The 25,962-nt window shown below is 49.1% G+C and carries 20 protein-coding genes; 9 read left to right on the forward strand and 11 right to left on the reverse strand.

Annotated elements, in window-relative coordinates:
- Position 1 precedes the first annotated feature (1 nt).
- From dnaN to OCV29_RS00120, 4 genes are all read left to right on the forward strand, one after another.
- Entirely contained in the window at positions 2-1,102 is a 1,101-nt protein-coding gene (dnaN, locus tag OCV29_RS00105) for a DNA polymerase III subunit beta (protein ID WP_073604399.1), read from the forward strand.
- Between the two features lie 11 nt (positions 1,103-1,113).
- Positions 1,114-2,193, forward strand: coding sequence for a DNA replication/repair protein RecF (gene recF / locus OCV29_RS00110; protein WP_073604400.1), 1,080 nt, complete (start codon positions 1,114-1,116; stop codon positions 2,191-2,193).
- An 18-nt stretch (positions 2,194-2,211) separates the two neighbouring features.
- Positions 2,212-4,626, forward strand: a complete 2,415-nt coding sequence (gene gyrB / locus OCV29_RS00115) for a DNA topoisomerase (ATP-hydrolyzing) subunit B (RefSeq protein ID WP_073604401.1) — start codon at positions 2,212-2,214, stop codon at positions 4,624-4,626.
- A gap of 308 nt (positions 4,627-4,934) precedes the next feature.
- Positions 4,935-5,375 carry an Hsp20 family protein gene (locus tag OCV29_RS00120; RefSeq protein ID WP_073604402.1) on the forward strand — a complete coding sequence of 147 codons (441 nt, stop codon included), beginning with the start codon at positions 4,935-4,937 and terminating at the stop codon, positions 5,373-5,375.
- Positions 5,376-5,541: 166 nt separating this feature from the next.
- On the opposite strand, the gene OCV29_RS00125 is transcribed toward OCV29_RS00120, so the two are convergent.
- Entirely contained in the window at positions 5,542-7,500 is a 1,959-nt protein-coding gene (locus tag OCV29_RS00125; RefSeq protein WP_073604403.1) for a methyl-accepting chemotaxis protein, read from the reverse strand.
- Between the two features lie 206 nt (positions 7,501-7,706).
- On the opposite strand from OCV29_RS00125, the gene msrP reads away from it, so the two are divergent.
- A complete protein-coding gene (msrP, locus tag OCV29_RS00130) occupies positions 7,707-8,708 on the forward strand; it encodes a protein-methionine-sulfoxide reductase catalytic subunit MsrP (protein ID WP_073604404.1) in 1,002 nt (333 codons plus the stop codon).
- Between the two features lie 78 nt (positions 8,709-8,786).
- Positions 8,787-9,401, forward strand: a complete 615-nt coding sequence (locus OCV29_RS00135) for a protein-methionine-sulfoxide reductase heme-binding subunit MsrQ (protein WP_073604405.1) — start codon at positions 8,787-8,789, stop codon at positions 9,399-9,401.
- A 4-nt stretch (positions 9,402-9,405) separates the two neighbouring features.
- Here OCV29_RS00135 and nikE read toward each other — a convergent pair whose 3' ends face one another.
- The 5 genes from nikE to nikA are packed head-to-tail and all read right to left on the reverse strand — an operon-like array spanning position 9,406 to position 14,353.
- The gene (gene nikE / locus OCV29_RS00140; RefSeq protein ID WP_073604406.1) at positions 9,406-10,221 is read right to left on the reverse strand and encodes a nickel import ATP-binding protein NikE; all 816 of its coding nucleotides are present in this window, start codon (positions 10,219-10,221) and stop codon (positions 9,406-9,408) included.
- Entirely contained in the window at positions 10,215-11,006 is a 792-nt protein-coding gene (locus OCV29_RS00145; protein WP_073604407.1) for an ATP-binding cassette domain-containing protein, read from the reverse strand. Before OCV29_RS00145 ends, nikE begins: the two co-directional genes overlap by 7 nt.
- Positions 11,003-11,830 (reverse strand): nickel ABC transporter permease subunit NikC, encoded by an 828-nt coding sequence (gene nikC / locus OCV29_RS00150; protein ID WP_073604408.1) that lies wholly within the window; start codon positions 11,828-11,830, stop codon positions 11,003-11,005. The genes OCV29_RS00145 and nikC overlap by 4 nt, the downstream gene beginning before the upstream one ends.
- Positions 11,827-12,774 carry a nickel ABC transporter permease subunit NikB gene (gene nikB / locus OCV29_RS00155; protein ID WP_073604409.1) on the reverse strand — a complete coding sequence of 316 codons (948 nt, stop codon included), beginning with the start codon at positions 12,772-12,774 and terminating at the stop codon, positions 11,827-11,829. Before nikB ends, nikC begins: the two co-directional genes overlap by 4 nt.
- A gap of 1 nt (position 12,775) precedes the next feature.
- A complete protein-coding gene (gene nikA, locus OCV29_RS00160; protein WP_073604410.1) occupies positions 12,776-14,353 on the reverse strand; it encodes a nickel ABC transporter substrate-binding protein in 1,578 nt (525 codons plus the stop codon).
- 290 nt (positions 14,354-14,643) lie between these two features.
- Between nikA and OCV29_RS00165 the strand changes: the two genes are divergently transcribed.
- The 3 genes from OCV29_RS00165 (at position 14,644) to OCV29_RS00175 (ending at position 18,066) form a co-directional block, all read left to right on the forward strand.
- Positions 14,644-17,310: a DEAD/DEAH box helicase gene (locus tag OCV29_RS00165; RefSeq protein WP_073604411.1), complete on the forward strand. Its 2,667-nt coding sequence runs from the start codon at positions 14,644-14,646 to the stop codon at positions 17,308-17,310.
- Between the two features lie 184 nt (positions 17,311-17,494).
- The gene (locus tag OCV29_RS00170) at positions 17,495-17,773 is read left to right on the forward strand and encodes a type II toxin-antitoxin system RelE/ParE family toxin (protein ID WP_073604412.1); all 279 of its coding nucleotides are present in this window, start codon (positions 17,495-17,497) and stop codon (positions 17,771-17,773) included.
- Positions 17,773-18,066 (forward strand): HigA family addiction module antitoxin, encoded by a 294-nt coding sequence (locus OCV29_RS00175; protein ID WP_073604413.1) that lies wholly within the window; start codon positions 17,773-17,775, stop codon positions 18,064-18,066. Before OCV29_RS00170 ends, OCV29_RS00175 begins: the two co-directional genes overlap by 1 nt.
- A 108-nt stretch (positions 18,067-18,174) precedes the next feature.
- Here the strand turns inward: OCV29_RS00175 and atzF are convergent, their stop codons facing one another.
- The 5 genes from atzF to OCV29_RS00200 all read right to left on the reverse strand — a co-directional run bounded on the left by atzF (position 18,175) and on the right by OCV29_RS00200 (position 25,962).
- Positions 18,175-19,989: an allophanate hydrolase gene (atzF, locus tag OCV29_RS00180; protein ID WP_175561554.1), complete on the reverse strand. Its 1,815-nt coding sequence runs from the start codon at positions 19,987-19,989 to the stop codon at positions 18,175-18,177.
- Between the two features lies 1 nt (position 19,990).
- A complete protein-coding gene (gene uca / locus OCV29_RS00185) occupies positions 19,991-23,596 on the reverse strand; it encodes an urea carboxylase (RefSeq protein ID WP_073604455.1) in 3,606 nt (1,201 codons plus the stop codon).
- Positions 23,597-23,718: 122 nt separating this feature from the next.
- Complete coding sequence (locus OCV29_RS00190; protein ID WP_073604414.1) at positions 23,719-24,360, reverse strand: urea amidolyase associated protein UAAP2; 642 nt, start codon at positions 24,358-24,360, stop codon at positions 23,719-23,721.
- Entirely contained in the window at positions 24,357-25,130 is a 774-nt protein-coding gene (locus OCV29_RS00195) for an urea amidolyase associated protein UAAP1 (RefSeq protein WP_073604415.1), read from the reverse strand. Before OCV29_RS00195 ends, OCV29_RS00190 begins: the two co-directional genes overlap by 4 nt.
- Before the next feature lie 10 nt (positions 25,131-25,140).
- Positions 25,141-25,962, reverse strand: a complete 822-nt coding sequence (locus OCV29_RS00200; protein WP_073604416.1) for an ABC transporter ATP-binding protein — start codon at positions 25,960-25,962, stop codon at positions 25,141-25,143.

Raw genomic sequence — 25,962 nt, forward strand, 5'->3', positions numbered from 1 at the left:
TATGAAATTTACTATTGAGCGCAGTCAGTTAATCAAACCCCTTCAGCAAGTCTCCGGTACCGTTGGCGGACGGACGACACTCCCTATTCTCAATAATATTTTGCTGACAGTTGAAGAGAATACGTTAATGCTCACAGCAACCGATCTGGAAGTAGAGCTGATCGGTAAAGTGAACCTTGAAGGCGAGGTTGAAGGCGGCAGCGTGACGGTGCCGGGGCGTAAGTTTCTGGATATTTGCCGTGGATTACCTGACTCAGCTTCTTTATCTGTCACGCTGGATGATACCCGGCTGTTAATCCGCTCCGGGCGCAGCCGTTTCTCTCTGGCAACCTTACCAGCAGCTGAATTTCCCAATATTGAGGACTGGCAGAGTGAGCTTTCTGTGTCTTTGCCTCAGGCAAAGCTACGTGGTCTGATCGAGAAAACCCAGTTTTCTATGGCGAACCAGGATGTTCGCTATTATATGAATGGCATGTTGTTTGATATTGAAGATACAACACTCAGGACGGTTGCGACGGATGGGCACCGGATGGCTGTCGCCCAGATGACTCTGGACGAGCCGTTAAACCCTTTACAGATTATTGTACCGCGTAAAGGGATTCTGGAACTGGTGAAGTTACTGGATGCGCCCGAAGAACCTGTGATGCTGCAAATCGGTAACGCGAATATCCGGATCACAGTGAATGAGTTTATCTTTACATCCAAGTTGATTGATGGCCGTTTTCCTGATTATCGCCGGGTGATGCCACAGCAAACGAATAAGACGCTGACGGCGCCTTGCGATGTACTTCGCCATTCATTTTCCCGTGTTGCGATTCTGTCGAATGAAAAGTTTCGGGGAGTGCGTTTGAGTATCCATAACAATGAAATGCGCATGACAGCGAATAACCCGGAGCAGGAAGAAGCAGAAGAAATGCTGGATGTTGAATATGAAGGTACTGAGATTGAAATCGGTTTTAATGTCAGCTACTTACTTGATGTTCTGAATACCCTGAAAAGTGAGCAGGTTCGTTTCTCAATGTCAGACTCAGTGGCCAGTACCCTGATTGAAAACCCTGACGATGAAAGTGCGATGTACGTTGTGATGCCGATTCGTTTGTAATTGGTTTATCTATGCCACTGACTCGTCTCATGATTCAACAGTTTAGGAATATTAAAGCCTGTGATATTGAATTGTCATCAGGCTTTAACTTTCTTATCGGGCCGAACGGTAGCGGCAAAACCAGCCTTCTGGAAGCTTTGTATATGCTCGGGTACGGGCGTTCATTCCGTAGTTCTTTAACCGGCAGGGTGATTCAGAATGCATGTCAGGAGCTGTTTGTTCATGGCCGGTTGCTCAATTCAGAACAAATTGAGACACCTATCGGAATTAATAAGCAGCGTGATGGTGCGGTTGAGGTTAAAATAGGCGGATTGTCCGGCCAGAAGTTATCTCAGCTGACTCAGGTATTACCGCTACAGCTGATTCATCCTGAAGGTTTTGAGTTATTGACTGATGGTCCGAAACAGCGCCGGGCTTTTATTGACTGGGGTGTTTTTTATTCCGTCCCTGCTTTTTTTGAGTCCTGGGGGCGTTTTCGTCGCTTAAACAAACAGCGAAATGCCTTATTAAAAACGGCAACCTCTTATCGGGAAATGCAATACTGGGATGCTGAGCTCTCAAGTCTTGCGGAACAAATCGATACGTGGCGGGCCGGTTATGTTGAACAGATAAAAACAGGTACGGAAAGTCTGTGTCAGGACTTTTTACCTGAATTTGATATCCGGCTGCAATACTACCGTGGCTGGGACAAAGAAACATCTTATCGGGAGCTGCTCGAAAGAAACTTTGAGCGCGATAAAATGTTAGGATATACGTTTAGTGGTCCGAATAAAGCCGATTTGCGGATTCGGGTCAATGGCACACCGGTTGAAGATATTTTATCCAGAGGGCAGCTGAAACTAATGGTTTGTGCGCTCAGGGTTGCTCAGGGACAGCATCTCACTTCTTTGACCGGAAAACAGTGTATCTATCTTATTGATGATTTTGCTTCGGAGCTGGACAGCGAGCGCCGTAAATTACTGGCGGATTGTTTTAAAGCGACCGGAGCTCAGGTTTTTGTAAGTTCTATTACGCAAAGCCAGGTGGATGACATGGTGATGTCAGACAGTAAAATGTTCCATATGGAACAAGGCCGGATAGAGCAGGGATAAACATAAAGAGAGTAACTCATGTCAGATAATTACGATTCATCAAGTATTAAAGTACTGAAGGGTCTGGATGCGGTCAGAAAGCGTCCGGGGATGTACATCGGTGATACAGATGACGGAACAGGTTTGCACCACATGGTTTTTGAGGTGGTGGATAACTCGATTGATGAAGCGTTAGCAGGTTACTGTCAGGATATCGTCGTCACTATCCATGAAGATAATTCTGTTTCTGTCACCGATGATGGCCGTGGTATTCCGACTGAAATGCATCCTGAAGAGAATGTTTCTGCGGCAGAAGTCATTATGACTGTTCTTCATGCTGGTGGTAAATTTGACGACAATTCCTATAAAGTCTCCGGCGGTTTGCACGGTGTTGGTGTTTCCGTTGTTAATGCTCTGTCTGAAAAAGTCGTTCTGACAATTCACCGCAGTGGTTCTGTTCATACCCAAACTTATCATCACGGTGTGCCACAGGCTCCGTTAGCCGTGATTGGAGAGACGGATAAAACAGGAACTCAGATTCGTTTCTGGCCAAGTGAAGAGACGTTTACCAATATTGAATTCCATTATGAGATTCTGGCTAAGCGTCTGCGGGAGCTGTCATTCCTTAACTCTGGCGTGTCGATTAACCTCGTTGATGAACGGGATGGCAAAGAAGACCACTATATGTATGAAGGTGGTATTCAGGCATTTGTGACACACCTGAACCGTAATAAAACGCCAATCCACCCGAAAGTTTTTCACTTTAATCATGAACGTGAAGACGGTATTTCGGTTGAAGTTGCGATGCAATGGAACGATGGTTTCCAGGAAAGTATTTTCTGCTTTACCAATAACATCCCTCAGCGGGATGGCGGAACTCACCTGGCAGGTTTCCGGGCGGCTTTAACCCGAACGCTCAATACTTACATGGATAAAGAAGGCTATTCGAAGAAGGCGAAAACAGCGACTTCCGGTGATGATGCGCGGGAAGGTTTAACGGCGGTTATCTCTGTCAAAGTTCCAGATCCAAAATTCTCCAGCCAGACCAAAGACAAACTGGTGTCTTCAGAAGTGAAATCGGCTGTGGAATCTGCCATGGGTGAAAAGCTGTCTGAATTTTTGGTTGAACATCCGAATGAAGCGAAAACGGTTTGCTCAAAGATTATTGATGCCGCCCGTGCCCGTGAAGCAGCGCGTAAAGCCCGTGAGATGACCCGTCGTAAAGGGGCGCTTGATTTAGCCGGCTTACCCGGAAAACTGGCAGACTGTCAGGAAAAAGATCCGGCGCTGTCTGAACTCTATATTGTGGAGGGTGATTCTGCTGGTGGTTCTGCAAAACAAGGCCGTAACCGGAAGAATCAGGCGATTCTGCCGCTGAAAGGTAAGATTCTGAACGTCGAGAAAGCACGCTTTGATAAAATGCTGTCTTCTCAGGAAGTGGCGACACTGATTACAGCATTAGGTTGTGGTATTGGCCGTGACGAGTATGACCCGGAAAAACTGCGTTATCACAACATCATTATTATGACTGATGCCGATGTCGATGGTTCTCATATCCGGACACTATTGCTGACCTTCTTCTATCGTCAAATGCCTGAGCTGATTGAACGTGGTTATATCTATATTGCTCAGCCTCCGCTATATAAAGTGAAGAAAGGTAAGCAGGAACAGTACATTAAAGATGAAGATGCGATGAGTCAGTATCAGATTGCTCTGGCGATGGATAATGCATCACTGCATGTGAATCCTGACGCGCCTGCCCTGGCTGGTGCACAACTGGAAGTCCTGGTCCAGCAGTATAATGCTGCGATCAAGCTGGTAGAGCGCATGAGCCGTCGCTATCCAAGGGCGCTGATTCACGAGTTTATCTACGTGTCTCGTCTGACAGAAGCGGATTGCCGGAATGCAGAGCTTGTTGAGCGCTGGTCGAAGACGCTCGTTGAGCAGTTGAATACGAAAGAAGTCGGTGCCAGCCAGTATACTTATGAGATCGAATTCCACGAAGCAATCGGTGTGTATTGTCCTAAGATTTGCGTCCGGACCCACGGTGTCAGCCACGAGTATCCGCTGAGTATCGATCTGTTGAATTCGAAAGAATATGGTTCTCTGGCATCTCTGTCAGAAGCCCTGAATGATTTGATTGAAGATGGTGCTTATATTCAGCGTGGTGAGCGTAAACAGCCCGTAAGCAGTTTTGCCGATGCATTGCAGTGGCTGGTGAAAGAATCCCGCCGTGGTTTGGCGATTCAGCGTTACAAAGGATTAGGTGAAATGAACCCTGATCAGCTTTGGGAAACAACGATGGATCCTGAAACCCGCCGCATGATGCAGGTGACGATCGATGATGCTTTAAATGCTGATGAACTGTTTACCACATTGATGGGGGATCAGGTTGAACCTCGTCGGGCATTTATTGAAGATAATGCGCTGAAGGTGGCTAATCTGGACGTATAACACGTTTGGAACCTGATCTTAAAAAAACAACCGCTCTTGATCAGGGCGGTTGTTTTTTATTGGTGGAAAATTTTTTTTAATTTTTTTCTTACGATCCCTTGAATCCGGAAAAAACGATCTTATATATGAAAGTGAAGAGGATGCCGCAAGGGCCTCGGAAACAGTGACCACAACTTGCTCAGAAGAGAAGATTGCTGGTGACATGATTAAATACGAATAATTGACACCTATGTCGAATGAATAGGTTGTTCAATGTCTGGCTAAACCTGAAAAGCCGGACCTATTGCTTCATTAAAGAGGATAGGACTATGAGAACCATCGATTTCACTCCTTTATACCGTAATGCTATTGGTTTCGACCGTTTGTTCAACATGATGGAAACAGCAAATGCAAAAAATGCTTCTGCTGGTTATCCGCCATACAATATTGAACAAAAATCAGAAAATCAGTACCGAATCACCATGGCAGTCGCCGGATTTGCAGACGCTGAGCTGGAAATTACCCAACAGGAAAATACCTTACTTGTCCGGGGCGAACGTCAGCCTGAAGACGAAAAAACATATGTCTATCAAGGTATTGCTGAACGAAACTTCGAGCGTAAATTCCAGTTAGCGGATTATGTCAAAGTGACCGGTGCGACCATGGAAAATGGTTTGCTTCATGTGGATCTGGAACGTGAAATTCCTGAAGCCATGCAGCCCCGGAAAATTGCCATTAACGGTAAAACACTCATCGAAAATAAAGAATGATGAGACAGCTTTGATAGCCGATTCGTTTAAACAACCATGAATTCGTTTCAAACTATCAAGTGTTTTTAAAATAAAGTAGTGAAAGAGCGCCGTTAGGCGCTCTTTTTGATCGTCTCCCATGAACGAACTCAAAACGAGTATTCAGTCCGTGAGAACTCCGTTTGTTTCAGAACTTAAACTGTTCCACCTGCTGACTGACCGACTGTGCCGCGCCAACAAATTCCTGACTCGACTCTGAAGTTTCCTGCGCGCTGAGCTGGTGAGCATCGCAAAGTTCCGAAACCTGGCTGATGACCACATCGATTTCCTGAATCGCGCTGTTTTGTCGATCAGTTAACCCGGCAATCATTTCCAGTTGTTGAGAAATAGAATGAACTTCCTTAACGGAGTTGTTCAGTTCCCTGCTGGATTCTTCTATTCCGTTCACACAGGTTGCAGTGATATCCAGACACGCCTGCATCGACTGAGTTGCCTGATGACTCTGGGCCTGAAGGCGATCAATTTTTTCGCGTATTTCGCTGGTTGACTCATTAGTTCGCAGTGACAAAGCCCTGACTTCATCAGCAACAACCGCAAATCCCCGGCCGGCATCACCCGCTCTGGCGGCTTCAATTGCTGCATTCAGGGCCAGCAGATTCGTTTGGTCAGAAATGGATGAAATGACATCAACAATCGAGTTAATACTTTCTACATCTCTGGCAACTTCTTCAATAATTTCTGATGATTGACCAATTTCATGACTGAGTTGCGTCATTTCCTGAGTCGAATGGGTGATTGAATGCTGGACGTGATTCATGCTCTCAACGATGTGCTTTGAAAAGTCTGCCGCTTTTTCTGCGGATTGATCAATTGCATCAGATTCTTCGGTAATCGCCTTAAACTCCTGATTGAGCGTTTGCATGGATTGTTGCTGCGCAATAATTTGCTCACTGATGTTCTTTGAAGCTTCGGCATTGTGATAAGCGGAGTGCTCAACTTGTAAAGCGCTGGTACGGACGATGGAAAAAGAGTCACTCAAGGCATTGATAAACTGGTTAAAACATTGCGCCAGCTGCCCGATTTCAGCCTGATCATTGACGTTGATTCTGGCTGATAAATTTTTATTCTGCGCGATTTTTGTAATTTGTGAACTGACCTGACGAATCGGATCCACAATTGAGCCGGAAAACCATATGGTTAGTCCCAGAGAGAGCAGAATAATCAGTCCGCTGATTAACATAGTGTTTCTCCGGTTCGCATCATATGCAGCGAACACTTCCTGAGCTGGCATGCAGGCGAAAATAATCCGGTTAATCTCCGGAATATAGTAAGCGGCTGCAAGCCATTCATCCTCGTGAACCCTGAAATCTGTCCGGGCTGTCTGACCTTTCATCGCCTGAGTTATGACCTGAGTAAAGTCAGTGCCGTTATCTATTTGACTGATCGATTTTCCTATCAGGCTGACATTGCCGTGAATAGATATTTTTCCTTGTGGATCCGTAATAAAAACATAGCCATTATTACCGAAATGGTATTGCCCGATTGTTTTGCTGAGATTGGTAATATCCAGTGATAATCCACTGACACCGACGAGCTGCCCCCGTCGCTCGGAACGAACATTAATATAGAGAAATGTTTTGCCGTTAAACCCGGAAGTATCCAGATTGATGGCATAAGGTTTTCCTGAGTCAATAAACTGATAAAACCATTGATCGTCTGAGTCATTGCGGCTTAAAGTTTTTTTGTTGATCCCATCACCAGCGGCATAAATAACCTGATTATTTTTCGCTGAAGATAAAAAAATACTGGCGCTCCCGGTTCGCTGGCGTAAATCAGACATATATCTGATCATGGTTTGCTCAGAAACATGGGAAGTGTCGCCGGTAAGGTAGTCTGTCACATACGTGGCATTGGCAAATGCAATCCCTTCAGTAATCGGAGCTTTCAGATCGGCTAAAATCTTATTACCGGCTTTCTGTACCTGAGCGGGTAATTCAACATTAAGTACCCTTTCCTGTGCCAGTGACTTATTCAGGTACTGATTGACGAAGATAATGATACCCAGAGAGATGAGCAATAAACCACACATTGAAAAAATAAAGCGCGTTTTAATAGAAATATGATTAAGGTACTGAGAACCTGGCATGACGTTGTGCTCCTTAAAATAGTCTTCTTCCTGAAGAAAGTCGGTCTGGAGAGTGACTTGTTATGCGTATTTATGAGTATGTTTTTTTTGATATTAGCTTATATCCGGTGCTTTTTTTATACAGTGTGTAATTTTTCTGCTACGGGGACGTCTAATTAAGACCAGAGTCAGATTTTTCATGTATTCATCCATCATGGGGAGTAATCATGTTAATTAAGAGAAAGCCACAACTCACAGAAGCAGATGTGACACCCGAAGCGATTTATCAGGCAAGACGCCAGTTTATGAAAGGTGCGTTTATGCTTGGGGCTGGTGCGATGCTTCCTTCCGGAATGGTTACTGCAGCGCCAGACAATCAGGATGGTTCTTTTCATCCGCAAACACCTGCGTGGCTGAAGCAACAAATTCAGAATTCACAGAGTCATGAACAGCTTATCAAGGATAAACTCACACCTTATTCAACAGTGACTGAATACAATAATTTTTATGAATTTGGTTTTAGTAAACGTGAACCCGCCAGATTGTCTGGTGAGTTTGCGCCGTTTCCGTGGCAGGTTGAAATTGCCGGAGAGGTCGCCAAGCCCGGTCATTATCATCTGGAAGATTTACTGAAAGGTATTCAGCTCGAAGAACGAATTTACCGCCTTCGTTGTGTTGAAGCCTGGTCGATGGTGATTCCGTGGATTGGATTTCCGCTGGCTTCATTACTGAAGCGCTTTGAGCCGACCAGCCGGGCAAAGTATGTTGCATTTACCACGGTTGTGCGTCCGGAGCAGATGCCGGCACAGAAGAGTCGTTTCAGTACGATTAAGTGGCCTTATGTTGAAGGTCTGAGAATCGATGAAGCCATGCATCCGCTGACTCTGATGGCTGTCGGGCTGTATGGAAAAACATTACCTAATCAGAATGGTGCGCCTTTCCGGTTGGTGGTGCCATGGAAATATGGGTTTAAAAGTATTAAGTCAATCGTCAAAATTGAGCTGACAGAGAAACAACCGCCAACGACATGGAGCCAGATCGCGCCGCAGGAATATGGTTTTTACGCCAATGTGAATCCAAATGTTGATCATCCCCGCTGGACTCAGAAAGAGGAAAGGCGATTACCCTCCGGTCTTTTCAAGCCCAATATTATCCCGACTCAGCTATTTAATGGTTATGATGAAGTGGCTTCATTGTATGAAGGGATGGATTTATCCCGGAATTACTGATTCAGCGTCCCGGACTGACTTTCGGGTGTCAGGCCGGTCGCGGTCAGCCGATCTTAATATGGAGTACAGGATATCAATATGTCAGTGACGATTCGCCGTTGGGTTATTTTCTTCGCAGCATGTTTGCCGGCTATTGCATTGGTTGTCGGTGCGGTTCATCAGACACTGGGCGCTGATCCCGCCAAGACCATTGTCTGGGAAACCGGTCAGTGGGCATTACGTTTTCTGCTGATTACTCTGGCGGTTTCTCCGCTGGTCCGTTACCTGAAATGGCGTTGGCTGATGATACACCGCAGAATGTTGGGTTTGTTTTCGTTGTTTTATGCGGTGTTGCATCTGTTGGCTTACTACCAGTTTATTCTGGGGGGCAACTTGCTGATGCTGGGGAGTGAAATCGTCCACCGTCCCTATATTCTGGCGGGTGCACCAGCGATTTTGATGTTGATTATTTTGGGGGTGACCTCGACGCAAGGCTGGATGAAGCGGCTGGGTAAGCGATGGCAGCAACTTCACCGTCTGATTTATCCGGCTCTGGTCTTGGCCTGGATTCACCTGTTCTGGCAAGTCCGGGCCAGTTATCAGGATGCCTTTATCTATGGTGTGCTTGGCGGCATTTTGCTGGCCATACGCTTTCCACGCTGGCAGGCACAATGGAAAGGATTCATCCGTAAGCGTCATCATCCGGAAAGATGATGCATCACTCCCGGAGTTGACTGTTTTTGTGTTCTGCCGGGCGCACCGGAAATGGCGGTAAAATTGCGTCCTGTAATGCTTTGGCGGCCGGGTGGTTGAATTGCAGTGGTCCGGATACCGCCTGACACTCAACAATCGATCCCTGATGCATCACCACGACATGTTGACAAAACAGGTGAACCAAGCGCAGGTCATGGGTAATAAACAGATAAGCAACGCCGGTTTGCTGCTGGATTTGCTGTAGATACTTCATCAGTTGTGACTGGAGTAAGCGGTCCAGACCCGAAAGTGATTCATCGAGAATAATCAAAGACGGGGAGGGGGCAAGTGCCCGGGCCAGACAGACCCGCTGCAGCTGTCCGCCGCTCATTTGATGTGGTTTCCTGATGCGATCAGCATGGCTCAATCCGACAAGCGCCAGTAACGCCAGAACCCGCTGTTCTTTTTCCCGGATGTTCATCTGGGTCAGATAATCCAGCGGCTCCTGAATGATTTCCCCGACGGTAAAGTTTGGATCAACGGCACTGAACGAGTCCTGAAAGACCATCTGCACATCGCGCTGAAATGCTTTTTTGTCCGATGGTGTCAAATGAGCGATATCCTGTTTCTGGTACAGTACTTTACCCTGTGACGGTTTTTCAAGACCGCACAGCAAGCGGGCCAGTGTACTTTTTCCACTACCGCTGCCACCCACTAAGGCCAGTGTTTCTCCCGGTCTGATTTGCAGATTAACATCCTGCAGAACACGCCGGGTGATGGGATGCTGAAACAAGGGATGACGCTGATAAGTATGATGAAGATGACATGTCTCAATTAACATACAGCCTCCATCATTATTTCAGGATAGAGAGCCAGATGCGCTTTTATCAGTTCACGCGTTGTTTCATGCTCCGGATGCCAGAAAATTTTCTCAACCCGCCCTGTTTCAATAATTTTTCCCTGCTGAATGACGGCAACTTCATCAGCCAGACGTGCGACAACCCCCATATCATGGGTAACCAGCATTAATCCAAGCTGATGTTCCTGAACCTGACGTTCCAGAATATTTAATACTTTGGCCTGTGTCAGCATATCTAAATCAGTCGTCGGCTCATCAGCAAACAGAAAGGGTGAGCCGCTCAGCAAAGCAAATGCAATCATGACGCGTTGCAGCATACCGCCACTCATTTCAAACGGGTACAAACGCAACAATTGTGTTGCATTCTCAAGCCCGACTTCTGTAAAGGCGGTTTCGATTCTCAGATTCATCTGCTGTTTATTGATGATATGGCCTGCTGCCTGCATCGTTTCTTTTGCATGTTGTCCGATAGTCCGGACCGGATTAAAACCGCTACGGGGATTTTGCAGCACTGAAGTAACCGTTTTTCCCCGCAGTTGATGACCGCTGACTGCCTGCTGGCCCAGCCGGATGGTGCCGCTGGTCTTTGTTACACCTGCAGGCAGTAACTCTAATGCCGCAGCCAGAGTCAGTGATTTCCCGCTGCCGCTACTGCCAATCAGAGCGAGTGTCTGTCCCTGACGGAGTGTCAGGGAAAGTTCATTCACAAGTGTCTGATCCTGAGAGCGGACAGACAGACGATCGATCGTTAAAGTTTGTGATTTCAATGTGAATGTTCCCTCTGGATATGTGGATCGAGATAATCGCGGAACCGATCACCCAACAAATTAAAACTCAGGACACTCAATAATAGTGACAGTCCCGGCCAGAAAATTAACTGAGGCTGAGTCTGCATATACTGACGCGCATCATTGATCATCACGCCCCATTCAGGTGTAGGTGCCTGAACACCCAATCCGAGAAATGACATACCGGCGACATGCAGCATCATATGACCGACATCGAGTGTCGCCAGCACGCACAGTTGTGCACTGACGGGCCGCAGTAAATGCCGGTAGAAAATCGCCGGGCGACTGGCGCCGGATAACCGGGCTGACAGCATATATTCCCGGTGTCGGATGCCCAGCACGATACTCCGGACAATCCGTGCATACCAGGGCCAGTGTGATAAAGCGATAGCGATAATGACATTGGTCAGCCCGGTTCCCAGCACGCCAATCATGAATAATGACAAAATCAGCGTGGGAAAGGTCATGAAAACATCAGTAAAACGCATCAGTAGCTGATCGAATCGTCCGCCGAGCAGTCCGGCGCTGCCGCCCATGAGGAGCCCAAGAAGAATAATCAGCCCGATAGCCGCCATGACAGAGCCTAATGATGTGGAGGCGCCACATATCAGCCGGGATAAGATATCCCGGCCCAGATGATCGGTGCCCAGCCAGTGCTGTGGTGATGGCGGCAGAAAGCGATGCATTAAATCAATCGCTGTCGGATCGTAAGGATGCAGCCACGGTGAGAACAGGGCACAACATATCAGAAGTAATGCGATGGCAGGGGCACCGTACAACATAACCGGGTTCGTCTGTTTCATCCGTTTTCCTCCGCAGCCATCAGGCGAATTCGTGGATCAAGCCAGGCGTAACCGACATCCGTCAGCAAATTAAAGACAACAAAGACGAAAACCATCATTAAGGTGACACACTGAATCACCGGATAATCCCGGTTAAATACAGCAGAAACCGCATATCTGCCCACACCCGGCCAGCTGAAGATGGATTCAATCACCAGTGTACCGCCAAGTAGTTCTCCGAAGTGCATACCAAGTAGTGTAATGACCGGCAGCAATGCATTACGCAGGATATGATTGCGCTGAATCACTGATTCACTCAGCCCGCGCAATCTTGCCCAATAAACATGTCGCTGGCCCGAGACCTCCAGAATACTGGCCCGCAACATCCGGGCATTAATTGAGAAAGACATCAATGCAATACTGATGGCTGGCAGAATCAGATGACGCCAGTTGCCATAACCCATTGAGGGCAACCAACCCAGCTTTACAGAGAACAGCATGACAAATAAAAAGGCCAGCCAGAAATTCGGCACAGAAACACCCAGTAGTGCGATTAGCCGAATCAGATGATCGGGCAGACGGTTACGATAGCGGGCAGCGATTAACCCCAGAAACAGGGAAGGGATCACGATCAAAACCATCGCAACACCTGCCAGTTGCAGCGTTGCCGGAAGATAGTCAGACAATTCTTCCAGCACCGGACGACCCGTCGCATAGGACCGGCCAAAATCCAGATGAATTGCATCTTGTATCCAGCGGCCATACTGAATTATCAGCGGTTGATCTAATCCGAGCTGATGCCGGATTTCTGTCACCAGTTCCGGCGTTGGTGGCAGATTTGACAGACGCAGGTAGTCGATTGCCGGATCGCCCGGCCCAAGCCGGAGTAACAGGAAGATCACAACAGAAGCCGCAAAGAGCATCGGGATCAGCATCCCAAATCGTTTGAGTACAAAGTTCAGCATGTTATTTATTTTCCGGTGTGAACTGATGTAGTGGAATATCTGATGTCATCGGTGCAAAGTGCAGATTGCCAACGGAAGGCGATGCAATGGCCCAGCTGCTGATCCAGACCAGCGGCAGATAAACGGCATCATGGTGTAAACGGGTCATGATTTCGTGGTAGAGCTCCCGCCGTTTGGTTTCATCCGTGGTTAAAAGAACCTGCTTAATTTGCGCGTCGATGATCTGTTTATCCGGTAAGCCTTTTTGTGCCTGATAATCTGCATGGGCGGGCACCCGCATTGAACCAATAAATGCGTGAGGATCATAGGGAGCGCCCCATGTGGTATTAAAAATCATACCAAATCGTCCATCCCGTTGCCGGGCAAAGACACTGCTCTCTTCTTCTGCAACCAGATTAACCTGAATTCCTGCCTGTTGTAAGTCTCCCTGAATGACTTCAGCCATAGATTTTTGTACCGCATTGGTGCCGGTAAAGACCAGATCGATTTGCAGCGTTTGTCCGTTTTTCATCCGGGTTGAACCCTGTTCAGGCTGGTGCCATCCATCTTGCTCAAGCAGTTGTCTGGCCTTATCTAAATCAAAGATATAGGGTTGAATTTTAGTCTCAGCATAAGGAATGTTGGGGGCAAATAATGTTTTGGCGGGTTGTTGGGTGTTATACAGCACTGTTTGGACCAGCATCTTTTTATTCACCGCGTGATTGATGGCTTGACGGACACTCAGATCGTTAGTGGGAAATCTCTGACTGTTGAGCGCCAGCATTGATGTTTCTGCTGGTTCAGAGACCTTTGTGACCCATCGTCTTGAATGACTGAGTTGATCAAACATGTCCGGAGAAATAATCCCGTTAGCGCCATAAAGCAGATCAACTTCTCCGGTTTGAAGTGCCATTGCCCGGCTGGTGGGATCGGCGATCACTTTCACCGTGATTTGCTCGTAAGCCGGTGCTGTTCCCCAATAATCCGGGTTACGTTCAAACCGGTCATACTGGGCATGGCGGGTTTCTTTCAGAACCCACGGCCCGGTTCCTATCGGCTTTTTTATGCCGTTTTTGGTTGTGCCGTTAACAAACTGAGAGGGCGCGATAAACCGGAATGGACGGGGCAGAGCCAGCTCCTGTAACAACGGATAATAAGCATGTTTCAGCGTTAGCACGACTTTGTCCGGGGCTGTCGCCTGAATACTTTGAATTTCATTCACCAGCTCCAGCCAGCTATGCCGGGCTTTATTATCGAGAACGGCATGAAAGTTGGCAATAACAGCCTGAGCGTTGAATGGTTCACCATTGGAAAACTGCACACCATGACGCAGTGTAAAAGTATACACCCGGCCATCTTTGGAAATATCCCAGTGCGTTGCCAGCCATGGCTTCACCTGACCATCCGCCTGATACTGTACTAATGGTTCATAAACCATACTCTGGGCGAACATTTGGTTCGGTGTGTATAAATGGGGATTCAGCTCACCGACATTCACCGGCCATGCCATATTCAGGTTGGCAGGAGATTGCGCGAAGCTGGCGAGAGGGAGTGTGAAGATCACAGTGGCCCACACCATGAAAAGTCGTCTGATAGACATGAAAAAAAGAACCATTGGGTCAAAAAAAGAGTCGGTATTTTACGACAAAAGGTGTGTGAAAACAGAGCGATCCAGATCAAGGGAATGGTGATTTTAATTGCATATTCCATAAATTAGTATTGTCAATAGTGAGTCAGCCTGCAATTGTGATGAAGAAGACCGATCATTTTTGTTCGCTGCGGTGCAATGATATGATGAACCAACTATGCTCAGTAAGTTTCTGTTTGTCATGGTAATACCGGTTGGCATGATTTCAGGAACTGATGTTGTCTGAACGGAAGTAACGACTCATGCCATTTAATTCAATGAAATTTTGTCACCCATGGCATCCATGTCAGCAGCGCGTGCTTTATGCGGTGAAGCAGCATTTATGTGATCGACGGCTTCATCTCGTTGCTGCTCCTGGTGCAGGTAAAACTGTGCTGGGGCTGGAAGTGTTCCGGATGTTGGGAAAACCAGCCATGGTGTTGTCGCCGACCCGGATGATTCGTAACCAGTGGATTGACCGGCTTGAAGATTTTTGTGAAACAGACACTCCCCGTGAGTTACCCTGGGTTAGCCGTTCTTTTCACCAGCCCGGTATTCTGACAGCAACGACCTATCAGGCATTACTGACCCGTTTTCCCGGTGAATGTCGTGATGAAGAACCTGAAATTCAGCAAATTCGTAAAAATCCGGCAGAGGATGATATTCATCACTTCATTGCGGTGCTGGAGCAACATCATATCCGTGTATTAATCCTTGATGGTGTAAACCAGTTGAGGGCGGAATGGTGGCGCGCGCTGAAGACCGTGTGTGATAATTTTCCGGACATGACGTTGGTCACTCTGACGGCAACACCGCTGTATGACGTGCGTGAACCTGACCGGATTGAGTATGAACAGCTGTGTGGGCCGGTTGATGAAGAAATTTCAGTCCCGGAGCTGGTGAAAGCCGGAATACTTTGTCCACATCAGGATTTTATCCGTGCCTGTGATGCGACTGTCACTGAGCAAAAACAGATTGAAGACTATGATCGACAGGTCTTAACCGTTTGTCAGTCATTATTGAACAGCCGGGAATTTGAGCAAATTGTCTGTGCCCATCCCTGGCTACATCAGACAGACATTGAGTCAGATGTCGTCAAATCCCCGGACATAGCCATTGCGTTGATGAGCTTTTTAAAAGCCAGACATTGTCCGGATGGACAGGCTTTGATGCAGGTCTTCGCTCTGACGTCTCAGGATATTCCGCAACTGGACCGTCAGTTGTGGCAGGTGCTCATTGACAGTGTGCTGTTCTCAGACACGTTTCAGCACCCACAGCATCTTCAGCCCTTTGTCTTGCAACTGCAAGCGCTGTTGCAAGACAAAGGATTGCTGGAAAAGCGTGTGTTATCTCTTGAGTCTTCTTCTCCGGCGACACATTTCCTGTCTTCCAGTGTTGCTAAAATCGATGCGTGTATCGACATTCATCAGCTTGAATACCAACAACGGGGACAAGACCTGCGTCAGGCCATTTTAACGGATTATATCCGGGATGAAATGTTGGGCTCAGGGCAAAACAACGGGGAGATAAAACTGGGGGCCTGGCCTGTATTTGAGGCGCTGGCTTCCTGTTCTCCGGTGCCGGATCAACTCGCTTTACTGACGGAGCGTTTAACATTATTGCCATCCGGTTTACTACCATCCTTGTTGATGTTTATCGATCCACAACAGGTCCGGACAGAGTTACTGGCGGATGAACAGGGTTATCAGGGCTCGCGGTACGTTGAATCCTGCTATGTTAAAGTTTCGGCACCGCCGGACCAGCTATCGGAGGCAATGACGGCGTTATTCACTTCAGGAAAAATCAAAGTATTAGTCAGTACCAGCGCTCTTCTGGGCCAGGGCTGGCAGGTGCCGGTACTCAACTCTTTGATTCTTGCCAGTTCCGCCGGTTCTCCGGTGTTGACTAACCTGATGCGGGGACGTGCGATGCGGTTTGATCCCCAAAATCCGCATCAAGTCAGCGCCATTTGGCATCTGGTTGCGCTGAACACCCGTTCTGTCAGTGGTTTTAGTGATTTGCTGAATCTGATCCGCCGCTTTGACTCTTTTACCGGACTTTCGGAAAAAGATAATTCGGTTGAAAGTGGCTTTAGCCGGATGGATCTGAATCACCTGATGCTCCCATCGATTGCCGGTCAAAAAATATCTGTTTCAGCGCACAATCGTCAGACCGAAGCTCGTTTCCGGCAACTGGTACAAATTGAAAGCCGCTGGCATCATGCATTGGCTGCTGATAGCTCTGATGGCCGGGTTATGCCTGCTGTGACAATGGTTCGTAAGCCTGAAATCAGAGCGCATGTTCTGCGTCATGCATTCTCCTGGCTGACTTCTCAGGTGTTTGGGCCAGTGTTGCTGGCGCTGAGTTATGCTTATGTCTTCCCGCCGGTCTGGACTTATACGATGACTTTTGTCGTGCTGATCGTTGCCGGTGTTCTGCTGTATAAGCTTCCTGAAACTGTGAAAACACTTCGGATGTTATGCCGTTATTTACCCGCTGATAGTGCTTTATACCAGATAGGGAATGCTTTGAGAGATTCACTGTGTCAGTCCGGGTTGATCAAGACACCTATGATGCAGCTCAAAGTCAGGCGCGCCAGAATGCCCGACGGGCGGTTTCACCTTTGTCTGACTGGTGGCACCTATTATGACGCTTCTCTGTTTGCTGATTGTCTGGCAGAGATATTTGCACCTGTAGAAACCCCCAAATTTCTGTTGGTATGCTCTGGGGCGCTGAGTAAGTGCCGGGATTATTACGCTGTTCCCCGGAGGTTTGCATCTGGTAAAGAAACCACTCAGATATTCTCCCGGAACTGGAACAAATCTGTGTGGCCGTCTGAACTCATTGACACTGAATCAGTTGAAGGCAGAAAAGTGCTTTTAAAGGCCAGAGGCCAAGATGTTGCTTCTGTTTGCCGGGAAGAGGTCTGAAAGCCCGTTTGCCGGAGATCATTCAGAGTGAAAATCATGTATCGATAGTATGATTTTTTGCCAGGCCATATCCAGAGGTCGTCCAGAGATAAGATTTATATTTTCAGGCCGGTTATTTTTCCTTAACTCTTCAGATAGCACATCTGGGATGTTGCGTCATACGCATCACACGATATAATCAAAGATGATCAAAACATTTAAACATAAAGGACTCAGAAAGTTTTTTGAGACTGGCAGTTCAGCAGGTATTCAGTCCAGACATCAGCATAAGCTGAGAATGTTGTTGGCAGCAATAGATACCGCCGTCACTATTGATGACATTGATTTGCCTGGTTTTAATCTACATTCTCTGCATGGGAACCGGGAGGGGACATGGTCAGTTATGGTGAGTGGTAACTGGCGTATTACTTTCGAATTTACCAATGGTCATGCATATATACTTAACTATGAGGACTATCATTGATGAAAATGCATAATCCACCGCACCCGGGCGAGTTTATTCTCAGTATTTATATGGAGCCTTTCGGTTACAGTTGCCGTTACGTCGCGCAGCAACTGGATGTTGCATCTTCGACACTAAGCCGGATTCTTAAAGGGCAAAGTGCTGTTTCTCCGGAAATGGCATTGCGTTTATCTAAAGCATTAGGACGCAGTCCTGAGAGTTGGCTGGCAATGCAGGATAATTATGATTTGTGGCAGGCAAGGAAAAAAGTGAATCTCTCCCGTGTCCGGACCATTCAGTTTGTTGCGTTGTAAAGATGGAAAACAAGAGAAAAGCCAGCGCTCACCGAAGGTTAACAGACCCGGGTGATCGCTGGCTTTTCTGCGGGGACAGGCAATTTGAGCGTGATATTCCCGGCAGGCTTACTTCAAACTCTCCAGATAACCCCGCCAGCCGCCAAAGTGGCTGATATTTTCTGCTTCTTCCAGCCCGGCGGGCTCGCAGATAAATCCTTTCACCCATTCTCCGGAAGCCAGTTCAACACTGCCCAGTCCAAGCGGGTGGGGGATCTGGCTGAGAAAAGCACCGACGGCGCTGAGCGGGAGTGACCAGACTTCCACATCCAGTGATACACCATCGGCCTTATTACGAACCAGTCCCGGCCGGGCTGGCGGGCTACCTGCCAGTGCGTAAAGCTGATAACAGGCTGCGGTTTGAGTGGCCTGTTTCAGGGCGCCGCCCAACTCTGTCAGTTGGTGGTTCAGTGGCAATCCCTGCATGTGTGCGCCACACACCAGCAGGTCAAGACGGCTTTGCGGGTCCGGATAAAGTCCGGTTGCACCCACCGGCAGATGAGCCGTTTTTTGCCATGCATCAGCCAGTGAAATCAAAGCGCGATCGGCAAATGCGGGTGCAAACAGGGTAAAGCCGAATGGCAGTCCTTCCGGGGTAAAGCCTCCGGGGATTGCGATCGCGCTGTAATCCAGTAAATTCATAAAATTCGTGTAGTAGCCCAGATGACTGTTCAGGGTCACCGGGTTCTGATTGACTTCTTCAATGGTATAAATCGTGCCTGCTGTGGGCGTGATCACCACGTCTACGGTTGCCAGTTGCTGATCACAAATAACTTTATAATCCTGCAACTGATACATGGCTTTGAAAGTCTGAGCTGCTGAGAGGTTCTCTGCCTGACCAATAATGGTTTGAATCACCGGCAAACAGCGGGACGGATCGGCTTTGTAGAATGCTTCAATGGCTGCATAACGTTCTGCGACCCACGGGCCATCGTAAAGCAGCCGGGCGGCTTCCAGATACGGATTCAGATCAAACGGGACCAGCTCTGCGCCCATCTTTTTCAGTTGTGTCAGCACCTGCTCATATTGTGCCTGATATGCGTGATTACCGAAAAAGTTCAGCTGTGACTGGTCCGGAACACCAACTTTCAGTCCCTGCCACTTTGTTGGTATTGGTTTTGTCAGCTCCGGCTTTGTTGTCGTTGATGGCAGGACTGTTTGCTGCTCTGGCGTAAATGGCCGGGAATAGCTGTCTTGCGGATCAGTGACAGCGGCTAATTGATGCAGCAGTGATAAATCATCTGCGTTTCCGGTGAAAAAGGTTACGCAGTCGAGCGTACGGCAGGCGGGAACGACACCCTGACAGCTCAGAACGCCTTTGGTTGGCTTGAGGCCGAACAGATTATTGAATGCCGCCGGAACCCGGCCGGAGCCAGCAGTATCAGTGCCTAAAGCGAACATCACCTGTCCCGTTGCCACGGCAACTGCACTGCCGGCACTGGAACCTCCGGAAATATACGCCGGGTCAAAACTATTCTGTGTCGCTCCCCAGGGGCTGCGGGTACCCACCAGTCCGGTGGCAAACTGATCAAGGCTGGTCTTGCCAATTGGAATAGCTCCGGCAGCAATCAACAGTTCAACGACAAAGGCTGATGATTCCGGATGATAACGGTAAGCATCACATCCGGCAGTGGTCGGCAGACCGGCCAGATCGATATTATCCTTGATGGCGAATGGCACGCCATAGAGCGGCAGATCATCGATATCGTGTGTTGATAAAGCTTCCAGATACTGGTCGAGTTGTGTTTCACTGATACAGCTGAGCCAGACATGCCGTGTATCTGCCTGCGCCTGAACCAGTTTTTCATGCAAGTACTGACGGACTGAAAGCTCCCCGCTACGGTAGGCTTCCAGCAATTGAGTGATTGTCGAGGGTTGTATCATTTTATTCGCCTCCCTGCGCTTCAGACGCTGTACGTATGGTCATGATGGCTTGCCCGGCGTGAACGGATGCTCCCGCAGGCTGACAGATGGTTTCGATAGCACCGCTCACCGGCGCTACGACTTCCAGTTCCATTTTCATTGCTTCGAGGATGGCAACAACTTCTCCGGCCTGAACGAAGTGCCCCGGCTTGACGGCGATCTGCCAGATATTACCTGTGACATGACTTTCAATGGCTTCACAACCGTCTTCCGGGACAAAGTGCTCCGTTTCATGTGTTTCTGCTTCCGGGACAACAAAGTTGGCCTGACCGCTTTCAATCCAGCGCTGGCGTTCTGCTTCAAAAGCCGTTTGCTGGCGGATTTTACATTGTTCAATTTCACCGGCATGGGCCTGAGTGAGTGCCTGATAGTCAGCCAGCGAGAAAGTGGTTTGCTCAATGTTCAGCGGATAGTGCCCCCGCGGGTGTTGCTTACGGATTTCTAACAGCTCTTCGGCAGAGACCGGGTAGAAGCGGATTTGGTCAAAAAAGCGCAGCAGCCATGGTTTTTCAAAGCAGCTGGTCTGCCTGTAGCGGTTCCACATTTGCAGCGTCCGGCCGACAAACTGGTAACCGCCCGGACCTTCCATACCGTAAACACACAGATAAGCACCGCCGATACCGACAGCATTTTCCGGTGTCCATGTACGGGCCGGGTTATATTTGGTGGTCACGAGGCGGTGGCGCGGGTCAAGAGGTGTTGCCACGGGCGCACCGAGATAAACATCGCCCAGCCCCATGACCAGATAACTGGCATCAAAAACGATTTTTTTCACCTCTTCAATGGAATCCAGTCCATTAATCCGTCGAATGAATTCAATATTATCCGGACACCAGGGCGCATCTTTTCTGACGACTTCCTGGTATTTACGGATCGCCAGCCGGGTCGCTTCATCATCCCATGAAAGGGGCAGATGAACGATCCGGGCTGGCACCGTGAGTGCATCGATATCATGCAACGTGGCTTCCAGGTTCCGCAGGATCTGCATCAACTCATCACGCGGCAGAATCAGATTGTTGTAATGGACCTGCAACGAGCGGATGCCCGGTGTCAGCTCTTCAATGCCGGGAAGCCTGAGTGCTTCAAGCTTCAGCATCAGGGCATGAACCCGGAAGCGCAGCCGGATATCCAGCATTTGCGGGCCATACTCGACCAGCAGAAAATCTTCACCGCACTGACGATAAACCACATGTTCCCGGGTTTCTTCTGCCGGAATCACATCGATAATGGGAGAGCCAAGCTGCGGACTTTCACAGCGATAAGCCTGAACCCGTTTTTGCTGAATCTGCGTGTTCTGTGCCTGCTCTGCTGCTTCTGCATCGGCCAGCGACACCGGAATGAAGCGGATTTTATCACCGGCCTTAAGCTGTCCGACTTTCCATAAATCGGCTTTAATGACGGTTGCCGGGCAGACAAAACCACCGAGACTGGGGCCATCGGGCCCGAGAATCACCGGCATATCACCGGTGAAATCGATCGTGCCGATGGCGTAGGCATTGTCATGAATATTTGAGGGGTGCAGTCCGGCCTCCCCGCCGTCCTGTCTGGCCCAGTCTGGTTTCGGGCCGATCAGGCGCACGCCGGTCCGGCTGGAATTAAAGTGAACTTCCCACTCGGCTCCGAAGAACGTTTCAATGTCTTTGTCGGTGAAGAAATCAGGCGCCCCATGGGGGCCGTACATGACATGAATGTCCCACTGCCCGGTAAGTTCAGGTAAACACATACGCGCTTCGCTAAGCTGACGGGGTGGTGCAGAGCTCAGATGTAATACATCACCGGCCCGCAGGGCCCGCCCGGCGTGGCCGCCAAACTGCCCCAGCGTAAAGGTGGATTGACTGCCCAGATAGTCCGGGCATTGCAGGCCGCCTTCTACGGCGAGATAAGTCCGGGCACCGGGACCGGTGATTTTTCCCAGCTTCAGGGTTTGACCCTGCTTTACAGTGATGATGGTTCCCATCGGGACGGGGATATCATCGAGACTGGCCTGAATCGATGCGCCGGTAAGGACAAGCTGTTTTGTCGTATTAAATTTGAGTGTCGGACCACTGACAATGATTTCCAGCCCGGCACAGTTTTTCTCGTTGTCCAGTAACTGGTTTGCCAGCCGGAAACTGAGTGGATCCATCGGGCCGGATGGCGGCACGCCAATATGCCAGTAACCTTTCCGGCCGGGATAATCCTGAATCGTGGTTTGAGTGCCGCCACTGAGAATATCGATCGTGGCAGGCTGATAACTGAACTGATTCAGGCTTTGAGTCAGCACCCGGCCTTCCTGAACCTGTGGGGTTTGAATCAGTTGTTGCAGATATTGGCGGTTGTGTTCAATGCCATAGACAGAAATACCTGCCAGCGCTTGTTCCATCCGGGTTAGCGCCTGTTCGCGGCTATCGGCATGAATGATGATTTTTGCCAGCATCGGGTCAAAAAAAGCGGAAACTTCGGTGCCAGCTTCAATCCAGTGCTCAATCCGCAGCCCGGATATTTGTGGCCATTCCACATGGCTGAGTAATCCGGCACAAGGCTGGAAATTTTTGTTCGGATCTTCGGCATAAAGCCGGACCTGAATCGCATGTCCCTGTGGTTGTCTGTCTTCCCAGCCGGATAAATCCAGTACACCTGCACCTTGCCTGACCATCCATTCAACCAGATCGACACCGAACACTTCTTCGGTTACACCGTGTTCAACCTGTAAGCGGGTATTCACTTCAAGAAAATAGAATGCCTGTGTTTTCTGGTCGAGTACGAATTCGACGGTGCCGGCATTGCGGTAATTCACGGCCTGAGCCAGACGAATGGCCGTATCGCGCAGCGCCTGACGGGTTTCGTCGCTCAAATGTGGCGCTGGTGTTTCTTCGATGACTTTCTGGTTACGCCGCTGGGCAGAACAGTCCCGTTCTCCCAGAGCAATGACGTTGCCCTGACCATCGCCGAAAATCTGAACTTCTATATGGCGCGCCTGTTCGATAAATTTCTCTATAAAGATGCCGCTGTGGTTGAAGTTATTTGCGCTCAGGCGTCTGACGGAGTCTAAAGCACTGTCAAGTGTTGCGGCGTCGTCACAACGTTGCATGCCAATGCCGCCTCCACCGGCGGTGCTTTTGAGCATGACTGGATAGCCGATAATCTCGGCCTGTGTTAATGCGGCGGCATTGTCGGTTAACAATCCGGTGCCCGGCAGCAGGGGCACACCAGCTTTCGCTGCAATTTCCCGGGCTGAGTGCTTCAGCCCGAATGTATTCATTTGTTCGGGTGTCGGACCAAGAAAAGTCAGGCCTGCGTTTTCACATAAAGTAACGAAATCCGGATTCTCACTTAAGAAACCGTAGCCGGGATGAATGGCTTGCGCACCGCTGTTACGGGCAATGGCGATGATTTTTTCCTGATCAAGATAAGTCGCGGCGGCTGCACCTTCACCCAGAGAGAAAGCCTCGTCGGCCTGAATCACATGCAGGCTGTCTGCATCGGCTTCGCTGTAAATAGCAACACTGGCAATATTCATCTGTTTCAGAGTCCGGATGACCCGACAGGCAATGGCGCCGCGGTTGGCAATCAATACCTTGCTAAACATAACATTTTCCATCTTTTCCGGGTCGTCCCGGCTGAATCCTTGAAGCATGTTCGGGGTCGTCCCCGGCTTTCTTTTCAGGTGTTTTCTTTTCTGATGCTTTCTGCGCTGATCTTTTGGCGTGGTTACGCATCCCAGACCAGTACCTCGACCGGTGTCGGGTTGTACGCATTACACGGGTTATTCAGTTGCGGGCAGTTAGAGATCAGAACAATCACATCCATGGCGGCTTTCAGTTCGACGTATTTTCCCGGTGCACTGATGCCATCTTCAAACGTCAGGCCACCGCTTTCGGTAATCGGGACATTCATAAAGAAATTGATATTGTGAGTGATATCCCGTTTGGTCAGGCCGAACTCTTCATGCTCTGTGACGGCCAGCAGCCAGCTGTCACGGCAGGCGTGCATGGTTTTTTTCTCCAGTGCATAGCGAACCGTGTTACTTTCTGTGGCGCAGGCTCCGCCTAATGTGTCATGGCGGCCGCAGGTATCGGCAACGATTTCCAGCATCACATTGCCCTGATCAGAGAGAATTTTGGTGCCGGTCGTCAGATAAACATTACCTTGTTCGCGGATGGTGTCGATGGCGCTGTAGCGCTCAGCCGGATGGTTGGCGTTATAAAACAGGGTATCTGCCGCCTGATTGCCTTCCAGATCCAAAATGCGGAAGGTTTGCCCTTTTTTGACAATCTGCATGTAGTAATCACCGGCCGGAACGGTATCGCGGCGAACAGCGTTTTCGGGTTGCAGTTGACTTTCAGTGATCATGCTTGTGCCTCCGGGTGAGCGTGGTCTGGGTGAGAATGAGCCGGGTGGGAATGTGTACAGTGATAACGACGGTTATTTTCCAGTCCGCGTTGGTTTTCATCCTGCCCGTGCGGTGGCACCGGTAATGTCATCTCTGTGGCTTCCGTCAGCGTGAGTTCGACGGGTCTGAACGGATATTCGGTCGCCGGATTCAGTGGATGCGGGCAGGTTGTCAGAACAACCAGTGTGTCCATTTCAAACCGCAACGCAATTTCATCACCGGGCTGACTGTGATTGTCTGCAAAGATCAGGTTACCTTCGGTATCTGAGCTGACCTTACTGAACAGATTCAGGTTTGCCGCCAGATCCCGTTTGCCGAGTCCGTATTTCGCAACTTCGACCAACAGGGAATCATAGCCATTCTGTTTCCACTGATTCCGGTCAGCCTGATAACTTCTTTCTCCCCATTTTTTTGCGACTTTCTCTTTATTGGCAACGCCACAAACGGTATCAATCCAGTTGGTTTCATCTTTCACGATGGTACAGAATACCCGGCCCATGTCGGAGTAAAGGCAATGGCCAGTGGTCAGTTTGAATGTATGCTGACATTTCAGAGTGTCGGGCGCGTTATAGCGTTCCAGCAGGTTTTCCGGGTTGTAAAACAGCAAACTGAGGTTTGCGCCACCTTCCAGATCTTTGGCGGTCAGCACAAAACCTTTCGGGATTTTCATTGACCAGTGCGCGGCTCCGGGCAGTAATTCTGTAAAAATGGGTTGCGGTGATGTTGGCATAATGAATTCCTCAGACGGAACCAGCAGTGGCTGATTCTGTCGGTTGTAATGTTTGATTCAGTGAGCTGAGCAAATCAGGCTGATTGAGGGTTTGCTTATCCAGCGGAATATCAAAAGTGATTTGCGCGCCGTAGCGCTCAGGTGCCTGAGGATCAACCCTTGGCTGGTCAAAGACCCAGATCCGGCTGCCGAGATGAAAGCCTTCGCTCAGATCGTGGGTAATCATAAATACGGTGAGCTGTTGTTCCTGCCACAAACGACGGATTAAGGTATGCATGTCTTTACGAATCCCCGGATCCAGTGCACCGAAAGGCTCATCCAGCAGCAGTATCCGGGGCTGTTTGACCAGTGACTGTGCAATTGAGAGCCGCTGGCGCATACCGCCGGATAGCTGATGCGGATACTGATCTTCTGCATGACTCAGACCGACCTGTGCCAGCATATCCCGGGCTTTCTGACGGGCTTGTTGTTTCTTTTGCCCGGCGTTTCGGCCAAACAGTTTACTGGTCAGGCTGCCACTTTCGAACTCCAGCCCAATCATGACGTTCTCCAGCGCGGACAAATGAGGAAAGACGGAGTATTTTTGAAAGACGATGCCGCGTTCTGTGCCGGGTTCCCGGCGCAGTGGCTGACCGTCGAGCAGAATGTCTCCGCGGCTGTGTTGCTCAGTGCCCAGTAACAGATTGAGAAACGTGGTTTTTCCGCAGCCGGATGCGCCGACGATGCTGATAAATTCGCCCTGATGGACGGTTTTATTCAGCCGTTCAAGGACGATATTATTGCCGTATTCTTTCCAGACATTGCGGATTTCAATCATGGGTTGTTGTGTCAT

The sequence above is a fragment of the Vibrio aerogenes genome (assembly GCF_024346755.1).
Classification (GTDB): Bacteria; Pseudomonadota; Gammaproteobacteria; order Enterobacterales; family Vibrionaceae; genus Vibrio; species Vibrio aerogenes.

Bases quoted from the DNA above. Each gene is read 5' to 3' on its own strand.
- nikE (WP_073604406.1), bottom strand. From the start codon at position 10,221: ATGTTAATTGAGACATGTCATCTTCATCATACTTATCAGCGTCATCCC.
- OCV29_RS00170 (WP_073604412.1), top strand. From the start codon at position 17,495: ATGATCAAAACATTTAAACATAAAGGACTCAGAAAGTTTTTTGAGACT.
- OCV29_RS00135 (WP_073604405.1), top strand. From the start codon at position 8,787: ATGTCAGTGACGATTCGCCGTTGGGTTATTTTCTTCGCAGCATGTTTG.
- OCV29_RS00120 (WP_073604402.1), top strand. From the start codon at position 4,935: ATGAGAACCATCGATTTCACTCCTTTATACCGTAATGCTATTGGTTTC.
- msrP (WP_073604404.1), top strand. From the start codon at position 7,707: ATGTTAATTAAGAGAAAGCCACAACTCACAGAAGCAGATGTGACACCC.
- OCV29_RS00165 (WP_073604411.1), top strand. From the start codon at position 14,644: ATGCCATTTAATTCAATGAAATTTTGTCACCCATGGCATCCATGTCAG.
- OCV29_RS00125 (WP_073604403.1), bottom strand. From the start codon at position 7,500: ATGCCAGGTTCTCAGTACCTTAATCATATTTCTATTAAAACGCGCTTT.
- nikB (WP_073604409.1), bottom strand. From the start codon at position 12,774: ATGCTGAACTTTGTACTCAAACGATTTGGGATGCTGATCCCGATGCTC.
- dnaN (WP_073604399.1), top strand. From the start codon at position 2: ATGAAATTTACTATTGAGCGCAGTCAGTTAATCAAACCCCTTCAGCAA.
- nikC (WP_073604408.1), bottom strand. From the start codon at position 11,830: ATGAAACAGACGAACCCGGTTATGTTGTACGGTGCCCCTGCCATCGCA.
- recF (WP_073604400.1), top strand. From the start codon at position 1,114: ATGCCACTGACTCGTCTCATGATTCAACAGTTTAGGAATATTAAAGCC.
- nikA (WP_073604410.1), bottom strand. From the start codon at position 14,353: ATGTCTATCAGACGACTTTTCATGGTGTGGGCCACTGTGATCTTCACA.
- gyrB (WP_073604401.1), top strand. From the start codon at position 2,212: ATGTCAGATAATTACGATTCATCAAGTATTAAAGTACTGAAGGGTCTG.
- OCV29_RS00175 (WP_073604413.1), top strand. From the start codon at position 17,773: ATGAAAATGCATAATCCACCGCACCCGGGCGAGTTTATTCTCAGTATT.
- OCV29_RS00190 (WP_073604414.1), bottom strand. From the start codon at position 24,360: ATGATCACTGAAAGTCAACTGCAACCCGAAAACGCTGTTCGCCGCGAT.
- OCV29_RS00200 (WP_073604416.1), bottom strand. From the start codon at position 25,962: ATGACACAACAACCCATGATTGAAATCCGCAATGTCTGGAAAGAATAC.
- OCV29_RS00195 (WP_073604415.1), bottom strand. From the start codon at position 25,130: ATGCCAACATCACCGCAACCCATTTTTACAGAATTACTGCCCGGAGCC.
- atzF (WP_175561554.1), bottom strand. From the start codon at position 19,989: ATGATACAACCCTCGACAATCACTCAATTGCTGGAAGCCTACCGTAGC.
- uca (WP_073604455.1), bottom strand. From the start codon at position 23,596: ATGTTTAGCAAGGTATTGATTGCCAACCGCGGCGCCATTGCCTGTCGG.